Annotated in this window: 13 protein-coding genes; 10 read left to right on the top strand and 3 right to left on the bottom strand. The window is 60.0% G+C overall.

Annotated features, from left to right (window positions below):
• Positions 1–292 precede the first annotated feature (292 nt).
• The 8 genes from GEOBRER4_RS10345 to GEOBRER4_RS10310 all read left to right on the top strand — a co-directional run bounded on the left by GEOBRER4_RS10345 (position 293) and on the right by GEOBRER4_RS10310 (position 7949).
• Positions 293–1432 carry an ABC transporter substrate-binding protein gene (locus tag GEOBRER4_RS10345; protein ID WP_185242229.1) on the top strand — a complete coding sequence of 380 codons (1140 nt, stop codon included), beginning with the start codon at positions 293–295 and terminating at the stop codon, positions 1430–1432.
• A 46-nt stretch (positions 1433–1478) separates the two neighbouring features.
• Positions 1479–2618: an ABC transporter substrate-binding protein gene (locus GEOBRER4_RS10340; RefSeq protein WP_085812697.1), complete on the top strand. Its 1140-nt coding sequence runs from the start codon at positions 1479–1481 to the stop codon at positions 2616–2618.
• A 9-nt stretch (positions 2619–2627) separates the two neighbouring features.
• Entirely contained in the window at positions 2628–3512 is an 885-nt protein-coding gene (locus GEOBRER4_RS10335) for a branched-chain amino acid ABC transporter permease (protein ID WP_085812698.1), read from the top strand.
• A gap of 39 nt (positions 3513–3551) precedes the next feature.
• On the top strand, positions 3552–4514 hold the full coding sequence (locus GEOBRER4_RS10330; protein ID WP_185242228.1) for a branched-chain amino acid ABC transporter permease: 963 nt from the start codon (positions 3552–3554) through the stop codon (positions 4512–4514).
• Positions 4507–5259, top strand: a complete 753-nt coding sequence (locus GEOBRER4_RS10325) for an ABC transporter ATP-binding protein (protein ID WP_185242227.1) — start codon at positions 4507–4509, stop codon at positions 5257–5259. Before GEOBRER4_RS10330 ends, GEOBRER4_RS10325 begins: the two co-directional genes overlap by 8 nt.
• A 1-nt stretch (position 5260) precedes the next feature.
• The gene (locus tag GEOBRER4_RS10320; protein ID WP_185242226.1) at positions 5261–6004 is read left to right on the top strand and encodes an ABC transporter ATP-binding protein; all 744 of its coding nucleotides are present in this window, start codon (positions 5261–5263) and stop codon (positions 6002–6004) included.
• Between the two features lie 219 nt (positions 6005–6223).
• A complete protein-coding gene (locus tag GEOBRER4_RS10315) occupies positions 6224–7525 on the top strand; it encodes a phenylacetate--CoA ligase family protein (RefSeq protein WP_185242225.1) in 1302 nt (433 codons plus the stop codon).
• A 91-nt stretch (positions 7526–7616) separates the two neighbouring features.
• Positions 7617–7949 (top strand): c-type cytochrome, encoded by a 333-nt coding sequence (locus tag GEOBRER4_RS10310; RefSeq protein ID WP_185242224.1) that lies wholly within the window; start codon positions 7617–7619, stop codon positions 7947–7949.
• A gap of 356 nt (positions 7950–8305) precedes the next feature.
• On the opposite strand, the gene GEOBRER4_RS10305 is transcribed toward GEOBRER4_RS10310, so the two are convergent.
• The 3 genes from GEOBRER4_RS10305 to GEOBRER4_RS10295 form a co-directional block, all read right to left on the bottom strand.
• Positions 8306–8677 carry a pyridoxamine 5'-phosphate oxidase family protein gene (locus GEOBRER4_RS10305; protein ID WP_185242223.1) on the bottom strand — a complete coding sequence of 124 codons (372 nt, stop codon included), beginning with the start codon at positions 8675–8677 and terminating at the stop codon, positions 8306–8308.
• Between the two features lie 34 nt (positions 8678–8711).
• A complete protein-coding gene (locus GEOBRER4_RS10300; RefSeq protein WP_185242222.1) occupies positions 8712–9092 on the bottom strand; it encodes a VOC family protein in 381 nt (126 codons plus the stop codon).
• A 66-nt stretch (positions 9093–9158) separates the two neighbouring features.
• Complete coding sequence (locus tag GEOBRER4_RS10295; RefSeq protein WP_185242221.1) at positions 9159–10355, bottom strand: MFS transporter; 1197 nt, start codon at positions 10353–10355, stop codon at positions 9159–9161.
• A gap of 560 nt (positions 10356–10915) precedes the next feature.
• On the opposite strand from GEOBRER4_RS10295, the gene rd reads away from it, so the two are divergent.
• Complete coding sequence (rd, locus tag GEOBRER4_RS10290; protein ID WP_085812708.1) at positions 10916–11074, top strand: rubredoxin; 159 nt, start codon at positions 10916–10918, stop codon at positions 11072–11074.
• Positions 11075–11151: 77 nt separating this feature from the next.
• Positions 11152–12486, top strand: coding sequence for an FAD-dependent oxidoreductase (locus GEOBRER4_RS10285; protein ID WP_185242220.1), 1335 nt, complete (start codon positions 11152–11154; stop codon positions 12484–12486).
• Positions 12487–12491 lie beyond the last annotated feature (5 nt).

Below are 12491 nucleotides of genomic sequence, written 5' to 3'. Positions count from 1 at the left end.
GTCCCCCCTCCCGCCTTCGCGGACCGTAGCGCTACGGCGCGCAGGCCCGTCGCAAAGGGGGGAACGTAACACAACCGCCTGATCCTTCGGGGGAAGATAACGCTTGCTTCGCGGAATTTCCCGGTGGACCATTCTCGGTCCGTGCTTTGGGGGCAACACAACTCCAGTTGCCGGAACTCCGTGCGGGGTGCAGCACCAATCGGCGGCGAAAGATTTCAGCTTCTCGATAACTTCCAGTTACTTTGTATTGCTTTTGTAGCGGTTCAACTGAAACCTTTTTTGAGGGGGGAAGATGAGAAAGATTCTGGTGGTACTCAGCATTATGATGCTTCTGTGCAGCGCCAGTGCCGCACTCGCCGCGGCGCCGATCAAGATCGGCGGGCTTTTCGCCGTGACCGGTCCCGCAGCTTTCCTCGGTGAACCGGAGAAAAACACGCTGGAACTGCTGGTCAAGGAGGCCAACGCCAAAGGGGGCATCAACGGCTCGAAGATCGAGCTGGTGGTCTACGACACCGGCGGCGACGTCACCAAGGCGGTTCAACTCGCCAACAAGCTGATCAAAAACGACAGGGTCGCAGCCATCGTCGGCCCCAGCACCACCGGGGAAACCATGGCGGTGATGTCAATCGCCGAGAAGGAGCGGATCCCGCTCATCTCCTGCGCAGCCGGGATCAAGATCACCGACCCGGTGAAGAAATGGGTCTTCAAGACCCCGGCCAACGACCACGTAGCCGCTGAAAAGATCCTGGTTCAGGCCGCCAAGCTCAAGCAAAAGAACATCGCTCTTCTCACCGTCTCCGATTCCTTTGGCGCTTCCGGCCGCGAGCAGGTGAAGCAGATGGCTGCGAAGCACGGCTTCAAGATTGTCGCCGACGAGGTGTACGGGCCTAAAGACACCGACATGACCGCGCAGCTCACCAAGATCAAGGCGGCGAAACCCGACGCCATCATCTGTTGGGGGACCAACCCCGGCCCCGCAATCATCACCCGCAACGTGCAGCAGTTGGGCATCAAGGCCCAGCTCTATCAAAGCCACGGCGTCGCCTCCAAGAAGTACATCGAGCTCGCCAGCGCCCAGGCCGCACAGGGGGTCATGCTCCCGGCCGGAAAACTCGCCGTCTTCGACCTGCTGAAGAAAACCGACCCGCAGGCAAAGCTCCTCAAGGAGTACAACGACTCCTACAAGAAAGCCTACGGCGTCGAGGCATCCACCTTCGGCGGCTACGCCTACGACGGATTCCAGTTGATCGCCCAGGCTGTGAAAAAGGGGGCAGTCACCCCGGCGCAGATACGTGACGGCATCGAGAAAGGGGGGAGCCTGGTCGGGGTGTCCGGCATCTTCAAGATGACCCCCAGAGACCATAACGGTCTCGACCTCTCCGCTTTCGAGATGGTCCGCATCGAAAAAGGCGACTGGGTGATCGTACGCTGATTTAATCGCGGCAACGCTGCCGCTCCTTCAAGGGGGGAAAATATCCGTGAGAAAACTGATTACCACTGCTCTTGCATTATTTGCCTTGCTCTGTCTCTCCACCGTAGCCTTTGCCGCCCCTCCCATCAAGATCGGTGGGCTTTTCGCCGTGACCGGCCCCGCCTCCTTCCTGGGGGAGCCTGAGCGCAACACCGCGCAGATGGTGGTCGACGAGATCAACAAGGCCGGCGGCGTAAAAGGGCGCAAGATAGAGCTGATCACCTACGACACCAGCGGGGACGCCACCAAAGCCGTTCAGCTCGTCAACAAGCTGATCAAGAACGACAAGGTCGTGGCCATCATCGGTCCCAGCACCACCGGCGACAGCATGGCCATCGTCCCGGTGGTCGAGAGAGCCGGGATACCGCTCATCTCCTGCGCTGCCGGCAGCAAGATCACCGAGCCGGTGAAAAAGTGGGTCTTCAAGACCGCACAGAACGACGGTCTCGCCGCCGCCCGCATCTACGAGCAACTGAGGAAGGAGAGGAAGACAAAGGTCGCCATCTTGAGCGTCTCCGACGGCTTCGGCTCCTCCGGGCGCGAGCAGCTGAAGGCCCAGGCGAAGGCCTACGGCATCCAGATCATTTCCGACGACACCTACGGACCCAAGGACACCGACATGACCGCGCAGCTCGCCAAGATCCGCGGCTCCCAGGCGCAGGCGGTAATCTGCTGGGGCACCAACCCCGGGCCCGCCGTGGTGGCGAGAAACGCGAAGCAGCTCGGCCTCAAGATCCCGCTCTACATGAGCCACGGCGTTTCCTCCAAGAAGTTCATCGAACTCGCCGGGGACGCGGCCGAGGGGATCAGGCTTCCCTCCGGCAAGGTCCTCGTCGCCGACCTGCTCCCGAAGAGCGACAGGCAGAAAGGGTCGCTCCTTGCCTTCATCAAGGACTACCAGAACCACTACAGGGCCGAGGGGGATCACTTCGGCGGCCATGCCTGGGACGCGGTAATGCTCCTTAAGGGCGCCATCGAGAGGGGAGGGGACACCCCCGCCGGCATCCGCAACGCCCTGGAGGCAACCCGCAACTTCGCCGGCATCGGAGGCGTTTTCAACTTCTCGCCCAGGGACCACGCCGGCCTGACCAAGGACGCGTTCACGCTGGTCGAAGTCAGGAAAAAAGACTGGGTGCTGGTCAAGTAAAGAGGATTCATGGAGCTTCTAAATCAGGTCACACAATTCGTCATATCCGGGCTTGCCACCGGCGCCATCTACGCCCTGATTGGCCTCAGCTTCGCGATCATATTCAACTCGACCGGTATCATCAACTTCGCCCAGGGTGAGTTCGTCATGCTGGGCGGAGTGCTTACCATCTTCTGCATCAACGCGCTGCAACTCCCGCTTCTGGCGGCGATCTGCGCCGCCGTGGCGGGTACCACAGTCATTGGGCTTCTTTTTGAGCGGCTTGCCATCAGGCCGCTCAAAAACGCCACCCCGCTTGCCCTGATCATCATCACCATCGGCGCCAGCATCCTGATCCGTGGCGTGGTGATGCTGTTATGGGGCAAGGACACCCAGGCGCTACCCGCCTTTTCGGGTAACGACCCCATCAGCATCGCGGGGGCGACGCTACTGCCGCAGCATCTCTGGATCTTCGGCGTCACCATCCTGGTCATCGTCGGGTGCAGGCTTTTCTTCCACCACACCATCAGCGGCAAGGCGATGCGCGCCTGCTCCTTCAACCCGCGCGCCGCGAACCTGGTCGGCGTCAGCGTCGGCAGGATGGTCCTTTTCTCCTTCGTCATCAGCGCCGCCGTGGGCTCGCTGGCAGGGGTCATCATCGCGCCGCTCACCATGACCGCTTACGACGTGGGGGTCATGCTGGGGCTGAAGGGGTTTTGCGCCGCGATCATGGGGGGGATGGGGAGCGGCCTTGGAACCGTCCTCGGCGGCCTGATCCTGGGGACCCTGGAGTCCCTTGGCGCCGGGCTCATATCCTCGGGGTACAAGGACGCCATTGCCTTTTTCATCCTGCTCCTGATCCTTTTCATCCGTCCCCAGGGGCTTTTCAAGAAGGGCGAAACCGAGAGGGTGTAACAGCAGTTTTTTTGATCTCCTGCTAGATAAGGTTCCATTTTGAAATCGGACAAAATCAAATTTTTCATTTTCTGCCTGGTGGTGCTCCTCGCCCCATTGCCGCTTTCCGGAAGCTACCTGACCAACGTCCTCGTCTTCGTCGGGGTCAACAGCATGCTCGCGCTGGGGCTCAACCTGCTCCTTGGCTTCGCCGGGCAGATCTCGCTCGGGCAGGCGGCTTTCTTCGGCCTTGGGGCCTACGGCTCCGGGGTGCTCACCTCGACCTACGCTTTCAACCCCTGGCTCGCCATGGTCGCCGTTGCGCTCGCGGTCGCTGCCTTTGCCTTCGCCATCGGTTTCCCGGTATTGCGCCTCAAGGGGCACTACCTCGCCATGGCCACCCTCGGCGTCGGCGTCATCGCCAATATCGCCTTCAACGAGACCGTGGATCTCACCGGCGGCCCCTCCGGCCTTTCCGGCATCCCGAACCTCGCCATCGGCTCCTTTACCTTCGACACGGACCTGAAGAACTACTACCTGGTCTGGGGCTTCGCGCTGGTCATGATCCTGCTTGCGCTGAACCTGGTGAACTCCCGTTTCGGCCGCGGGTTGCGCGCCATCCACGATTCGGAGGTGGCAGCGCGGGTGATGGGTGTGAACGCGAGGCTGATGAAGGTGCAGGTTTTCACCCTTTCCGCCTTCATCTCCGCCATCGCCGGGAGCCTCTACTGCCACGTGATGACCTTCATCTCGCCCACCTCGTTCAGTTACCATACCTCGGTGGAGCTTTTGACCATGATCGTCATAGGCGGGCTGGGGAGCGTCTACGGATCCATCCTGGGCGCGCTGCTTCTGACCATGCTGCCCGAGATACTTCGGACCTTCCAGGATTACGACATCATCGTCTACGGCTCCCTGCTCATCGTCATGACCATCTACATGCCGGGCGGGTTGGTCAAGGGCGTGCCCGCTCTTTTCAGGCGCCTCACCCCGAAGAAGGCGAAGGAGGGGGCGAATGCTTAACCTGAACGGCATAGGGAAGAGGTTCGGCGGGCTTACCGCGCTGGAGGGGATCTCGTTCAACGTCGGCAAGGGGTCCATCACCGGGATCATCGGCCCCAACGGCGCCGGCAAGACCACGCTTTTCAACATAGCGACAGGCATCTATCCGCCGTCCTGCGGCGCGGTGCTCCTGGAGGGAAAAGACATCTCGAAGCTCCCACCCGAGGGGCGCGCCCACCTGGGTCTGGTCCGCACCTTCCAGAACATCGAACTCTTCGGCAAGATGACGGTGCTGGAGAACGTCATGGTCGGCCTGCACACCCAGAGCAGCTCCGGGATGTTCGCCTGTGCCTTCAGGATGCCGTGGCAGATGGGGGAGGAGAAGCGGATTCGCGCCCGGGCCTATGAGCTGCTCGAATTCGTCGGCATCCCGGAACTTGCCGGTGTCGAGGCAGGAACCCTTCCCTTCGGCAAGGGAAGGCTCCTGGAGATCGCCCGCGCCATGGCGCTCGAGCCGAAGCTCCTCCTGATGGACGAGCCGGCGGCGGGGCTCAACAGCAGCGAGACGGCGGAGCTTGCCGACCTGATCAAGAAGATCCGCGACCTGGGTATCACCGTGGCGCTCGTTGAGCACGACATGGACCTGGTTATGGACATCTGCGACCAGCTCGTGGTCCTGAACCTCGGCACCATGCTAGCCGAGGGGACCCCGAGGGAGATCCAGGACAACCAGGCGGTGATCACCGCGTACCTGGGCGAGGAATAGCATGCTCAAGATCAAGAACATAAACGCCTACTACGGGAAGGTCCACGCGCTTAAGAACGTGTCGCTGCACTTAAACCGCGGCGAGATCGTCACCCTCATCGGCGCCAACGGTGCCGGCAAGACCACGCTTCTCAACACCCTATCCGCCATCATCCCGACGGCGAGCGGCGAGATGATGCTGGAAGGAAAGAACATAGCCGGGCTTGCAGCCGACCGCGTGGTGTCGCTGGGGCTTTCGCAGGTGCCCGAGGGGCGGCAGGTCTTTAACCCGCTCACCGTAGAGGAGAACCTGGAGTTGGGCGCCTACCTCCGCTACCGGATGGGGGGGCAGCGCCAGGAGATCGCCGAGGACCTGGAGCGCATGTTCCTGATGTTCCCGCGCCTCAAGGAGCGCAGGCGGCAGGCGGCGGGCACCCTTTCCGGCGGGGAGCAGCAGATGCTCGCCATAGGCCGGGCGCTAATGGCGCGCCCGAAGCTGCTCCTTCTGGACGAGCCCTCCATGGGGCTCGCGCCGCTGGTGGTGCAGGACATCTTCAGGGTGATCCAGACGTTGAGGGAAGAAGAGGGGACCTCCATCCTGCTGGTGGAGCAGAACGCCCGCGCCGCCCTCAAGGTAGCCGACCGCGGCTACGTGCTGGAGACCGGCAAGGTGATCCTCTCAGGGAAGGCCAGCGAACTTCTGGAAAACAAGGATGTGCAGCGCGCCTACCTGGGTCGCGACAAGAAGGAAATTTGGGAACGGTGAACTTCAATTGTCAATTGACGATTGACAATTGACAACGCAAACCAGCTTTTACTTGTTCACCAGCTACTGTTTGCTAGCTATTATTGTCTGCTGATGCTACACCGCACTGTCTATTATCAAATCGACATGTCAGTTCATTCACTCGGTTTTTAATTGTCAACTGTCAATTGTCAATTATCAATTGAGTTTTAGACGTCAATTGGTTTTACAGGGGTTTTTATGTCAATTTGGGATCCGGATTACGAATGCATGCCGCGCGAGGAGATGGAGCAGCTCCAGTTGGAGCGCCTCCAGGCGACCCTCAACCGCGTGTACAAGAACGTCACCTGCTACCGGAACAAGTTCAAGGAACTGGGAATAGTCCCCGAGGATGTCAGATCCCTCGCCGACCTCTCGAAACTTCCCTTCACCACCAAGGAGGACCTGCGCCTCAACTACCCCTACGGCATGTTCGCGGTGCCGCTTAGGGAGGTGGTGCGCATTCACTCCTCCAGCGGCACCACCGGCAAGCCCACGGTCGTCGGCTACACCAAGCAGGACGTGAAGGTCTGGTCAAACCTCGTGGCGCGCTTCATGACCGCCGCTGGCGTGAACCACGACGACGTGGTGCAGATAGCCTTCGGCTACGGTCTCTTCACCGGCGCCTTCGGCCTGCATTACGGCTCCGAGATGATCGGCGCCTCCGTCATCCCGATGGGTGCCGGTAACACCGAGAAGCAGATCATGATCATGCAGGATTACCGCACTACCGCTCTCGTCTCGACGCCGAGCTACGCGGTCACCATAGCCGAGCGCATGGAGAAGATGGGTATCGACCCGAAGAGCCTCTGCCTCAAGGTGGGGCTTTTCGGCGGCGAGCCCTGGTCCGAGGCGATGCGGCGCGAGATCGAGTCGAGGCTCGGCATCTCCGCCACCGACAACTACGGGCTCTCCGAGGTTATCGGACCGGGTGTCGCCGGCGAATGCGAGTGCAAGTGCGGCATGCACATCTCCGAGGACGCTTTCCTCGCCGAGATCATCGACCCGGAAACGGGCGAGACGCTGCCGCCGGGTAGCGTCGGCGAACTGGTGCTCACCTCGCTCACCAAGGAAGCGTTCCCGATGGTGCGCTACCGCACCCGCGACATCACCTCGCTCGACTACACGAAATGCGACTGCGGCAGGACCACGGTGCGCATGAAGAAGACCATGGGGCGCTCCGACGACATGCTGATCATCAAGGGGGTGAACGTCTATCCCTCGCAGATCGAGGACGTCCTTTTCGCCGTCGAAGGATGCCAGCCGCACTACCAGCTTGTGGTCGACCGCAAGGGGGCTCTGGATACCCTGGAGATCAGGATCGAGGTTACCGAGAACATCTTCTTCGACGAGATGAAGCTTCAGAAGGCTTTCCTCGACAACGTCGAACGCCGCATTGACTCGGTGCTCGGGGTAGGCGCCGTAGTGAAACTGGTCGAGCCGAACAGCATCCCGAGGGCCGAAGGCAAAGCCTCCAGGGTCATTGACAACAGAAAAATCTAGACTAGCATTGGTTCCACCTTGCCTGACAGACTGGCTCAATCAGGAGAGGATGAACACTCAAAGGGCATAGCCCCTGCCAAGGAGGAATCATATGAAGAAGTTGGTTGTTGTCTCTGTATCTGTATTGTCCCTGGCCTTGATGGCCGCTCCTGGATTCTGTGCGGCGAAGAAAGCCGAGAAGATCGATGCCAAGGCGAAATTCGACCAGCATTGCGTCGCCTGCCATCCGAAGGGGGGCAACATCATCAGGCCGGACAAGACGCTCAGCAAGAAGTCTCTGGAGGCCCATGGCGTCAAGAGCGAGAAGGACATCGTCGCCAAGATGCGCAACCCCGGCCCCGGCATGACCAAGTTCGACGCCAAGGCTGTGCCCGATGCAGAGGCCAACGCCATAGCGAAATACATCATGGCTACCTTCAAGTAGGCAGGAACCAGGGCAACGCCCGAAAAGTCCCTCTTTGCGAAGGGGGATTTAGGGGGATTTAGGGGGATTTGATTTTCAGCTCGATAGGCTACGGGCACTCCGATTAGGAACAAGATCACAAAAAAAGCACCTGTAGACCCCCTTGGTCTCAGGTGCTTTTTTTGAGTCTGGCTCCAATCTGCTCTAGTGGGGCGTTTTCCCCCACCCCGACCCTCCCCCTCCAGGGGAGGGGGCCTTTTCGCGTGTCCATTACCCCTCCTCCTGGGAAGCAGCCTTTTTGTTCGTACCCTCCCCAGGAGGGGGAGGGACAGGTAGGGGGCGCCGCTTTCGGCTACGGGACGCTTCAGCTGTAGTCGTTACAGCGTCTGCGTCACGTTGGTAATGGTTATCTCCAGCACTCCCCTGGCCCAGGGGAAGGTGCTCTTGGTGGCCTCGACAACCGGGCCGTCGGTTATGAAACGGGCATTTCCCTCGACCAGGAACCCGGTTCCGGGGCCGTGCGTCCCCTGCACCTCGCGGCTCCCCAGGGTCAAAAGGACCTTCGGGTTGCGGGTCACGTTCTTCTCGGTCACGTGCATGTACCCCGCGGGAATGAGCAGCCTTTCGTCGGCGTCCAGCGCCAGGTAGCTGTTCCAGGTATTGACCAGGTGGGGCCCGTCTTCGCCTTGGGTCACAATGGCGACCACCCCTTCATGTTTCATCACTTCTTTCATCTTTTCAGGGATCATCTGCGTTACCTCCTGTTTGTCGTTGTCGCTGCTGTCACCATTGTCTGAGTTCGATCGGGAGCCCGTCCGGGTCGTGGATCTCCGCCCGCTTCGAGGGACCGAGGGAGACCGGACCCCAGGTCGGCTCGATTCCTTTTTGGGCCAGGTATTCCAGCGCCCGGTCCATGTCGTCTACCTCCAGCGCCATCATCCGGTACCCCGTGCTCCAAGGCTCCGCTGCCGAAAGAGTGGGGTCCTTCACTCTCATCAATTCCAGCACAGTGTCACCCAGCGCCAGATATGCTATCTCTTCCAGCGGAGGAGCAGACACAGCCATGCGCTGTTTCATGGCGAAGCCCAGGATATCGGTGTAAAATCTGATGGACCGCTCGAAGTCGCGCGGAATGATCTCAACATGATCAATTCTCTTAAACATCTACACACCTCCTTACTGCCATATCGTTGTATGTATTTACCGTCATACCTTGCTGCGATCTTGCTGCTAACTACCTGCCATTTCCAACTCTGGCGCCTTCTCAGGCACCCGCATCCACCGTGCCGCGACCAGGGAAATCACACCCAGTACCGTGCCGCCGATGAACGGGATCCTGTAATCCAACATCCAGAAGTAGCCGCCCAATGCGGGCAGGAAAACGGCGGCTATGTGATTGATGGTGAACCCGACCGACATGGATGAGGAGATGTCGGCGGGATCTGCCACCTTCTGGAAGTAGGTCCTGATGGAAACCTCGAAATTGTAGAGGATGTTGTCCAGGATGTACATGAACATGACCAGGTATTTCGAGGTGCTGAAGGCATAGACCATGAAAATGACGATGACTCCGGCGTACTCGCAGGAGGAGATGAAGCGCTCGCCGAAACGGTTGATCGCCTTACCAATCAGGGAATTGAGGACATAGGCGACGATGTTGTTCACGATGAAGAGGATAGTCATCTCGCGCACCGTGAAATGGAACACCTGGACCAGCAGCAGGATCGAGAAGACCACGAATATCTGCCGCCTGGCTCCGGAGAGCAGGGTCAGGATGTAGAAGAGCGAATATCTGCGCCGAAGGATCATCTTCTTGCGCTGGGGCACGATTCCCGCGTGGGTGGGGTTCTGGCAAAGCCCCCAGGCGCCTGCTATGAACACCACCGCCCCGATGGCGAGGTACATCCCCCGGTACTGCACCACCGAGCTCAGGCAGTAAACCATGATCCCCGCCACCACGCTGGAGATGGCGGCCAGCGCCCGAAGGCGGCCGAAGACTATGGGCGAGACTGCGGTGGAAAAGTACTGCAGGGTGAGCGACTGGTTGGTGGTCTCGTAGTAGTGGAAACCGAAGCTCATCACCACCGTGGTGAAGATCACCCAGCCGTAGGAGGGGATGAGCGCCGTGATACCCGTTCCCAGCCCCAAGAGCAGCACCGATAGTGCGGCCAGCTTGTGTTCGCGCATGAAGAGGAGCACGAAGACCACCAGCAGGGTCAGCAGGCCCGGAATCTCCCGCACCGACTGCGTGATGCCGACCTGGCTTCCGTTCAGATGCACCATCTCGGCCGCGAAGTTGTTGAACAAAATGGTGTACCCCTGCAGTCCGATCGTCGAAGCCGCAGTCAGTATGATCAGGAAGCGGAGCATCGGACGCTGCTCGGAAGTGAGCAGCCCCTCGTCGATCTTCCCCAGTAGACGCTTCATGTATTTCTCCATCGTTTGCTGTGTATCAACCTGTTTTCTCGGCCCTGACCCAAGCCGTCGGCCTGTTCCGTAGGCGTTAGTGCGCCGTGCGCTGCAACTGCCTGTAAATATCCCTCTTGCGAATTAGGAGGATTATCAACCGGTTCATCGGGAATACCGGGAGACCTGGAATACCAGTACATTTGCCCACGAAGCGCTGCGCGAGACCTCGCGTTTCCCCCCTTTGCGACGGGCCTGCGCGCCGTAGCGCTTCGGTCCGCGGAGGCGGGCCTGCACGCCGTAGCATTTCGTCTGCGAAGGCGGGAGGGGGGACAGGGGGGATTTGCTCTTTGCTGCCACATCCGAAATATATCTTCCAGCGCCCTCAGTAGCTGGTAAGTCATGCCAGACGGTAATATCATTGATTTGCTCCATCTGTACACAGCTTTCCAAGTAGAGCTTTATCATTGGCGTCTGCTTGACAACAAACACAGTCCAGCTACTTTATATGGATGTTTTTACCCCCGCTCAACCACAGGGGGAATGACTTTTATCAATAAACCGGAGAAGGAGGGAAGACTATGAAGAAATATCGTTGCACCGTGTGCGGTTACATCTACGACCCCGAGATCGGTGACTTGGACAGCGGCATCCAGCCGGGTACCGCCTTTGAAGACATCCCAGAGGACTGGGTCTGCCCCTTGTGCGGCGCAGAGAAGAGCATGTTCGAAGAAGTGTGATCCATACCGGACAGGCTGCCTTCCAGCTTCAAGCTCTGGATGGGCAGCCTGTCCCTTTTATGTCATGCGGAGGCTGTATGAAGACTGTGATCATCGGCGGGGTCGCGGCAGGGTTGTCGGCGGCAAGCCAGGCAAAGCGGCAGTCGCCAGAGTCTGAAGTGGTAGTTCTGGAGAGAAGCGGCGATGTCTCCTATGCCGCCTGCGGCATGCCGTACAACCTTTTCTTCAGGGACAAACCGGTGGAAAAGCTCTACGCCCTGTCGCTTGAGACCATCCGCAAGGAGCGTGGGATAGACTACCGGCTGCGGCAGGAAGTGACCGCCATCGACCCGGTCGGGAAGGTGGTGAGCGTCACCGATCTCGCCACCGGCAAGGGCTACCAGGAGCGCTACGACTTTCTCGTCTATGCCACCGGCAACAGCGCCATCAGGCTCACCGCGCCAGGCTTCGACGGCAGCGACGTTTTCTGCTTCAAGACGCTGGACGACACGAGGCACGTGAAGCAGTTCATCTACGACAAGGCCCCAAAGCGTGCGGTTTTAGTTGGCGCGGGTTATACGAACCTCGAGGTCGCCGACGTCCTCACCAACCTGAAGATCAAGCCGGTCATCCTGGAGAAAGCTCCCACTATCCTCCCCTCCTTCTGTGAGGAGGCGAGGGCGAAGGTGCTGGACAAGGTGAAGGAGAGGGGGATCGAGCTGATCACCGGCGTCGACATCGCCGAGAAGGCGGGTGGCGAGGTCAGGTCCTCCGCGGGCGTTTTCCCCGCCGATCTCGTGGTGGTCGCCGTCGGCACCCGCCCCAACACAGCTCTTTTCGCCGCGGCAGGAGGAGTCCTCGGGACCGCGGGGGCGGCCAAGGTCGACCGCTATCTGCGTACCAACCTCGATTCCGTCTTCGCCGGCGGTGACTGCGCCGAGCACTACGTCCGGCAACTGGGGGCGAACTCCTATTTCCCCTTGGGTCCCGCGGCCAACAAGCACGGGCGCGTCATAGGGAACAACGTCACCAACCCCGACCATATGATGGAGTTCTGGGGGATAGACCAGACGGCCGTCTTCAAGTTCTTCGAGCTGAGCATCGCCACCACCGGCCTCAACGAAAGGCAGCTGCAGGCGCTCGGCAAGGATTACGTCAAGGTATTCGTGGACAGCCCCACCCGCGGGGAATTCCCAGGCGGGAGCACGATGCGCGTCGTGCTTTTCTGCCAGAAGGGGGACGGGCTTCTTCTGGGCGCGCAGATCGTCGGCGAGGACGTGGTGGCCAAGAGGCTCGACGTGCTGGCGACGGCGATCTACAAGCAGATGACCGTGTTCGAGATCGCCGAGCTGGACCTGGCCTACTCGCCTCCCTATTCGCCGGTCTGGGACCCGATCCTCGTCGCCGCAAACGTGGCTGTCAAGAAAGTCTAGATGCA

Origin of the sequence: Citrifermentans bremense (genome assembly GCF_014218275.1) — a bacterium.
GTDB lineage: Bacteria > Desulfobacterota > Desulfuromonadia > Geobacterales > Geobacteraceae > Geomonas > Geomonas pelophila.
This window is presented reverse-complemented; position numbering and strand designations above follow the sequence as displayed.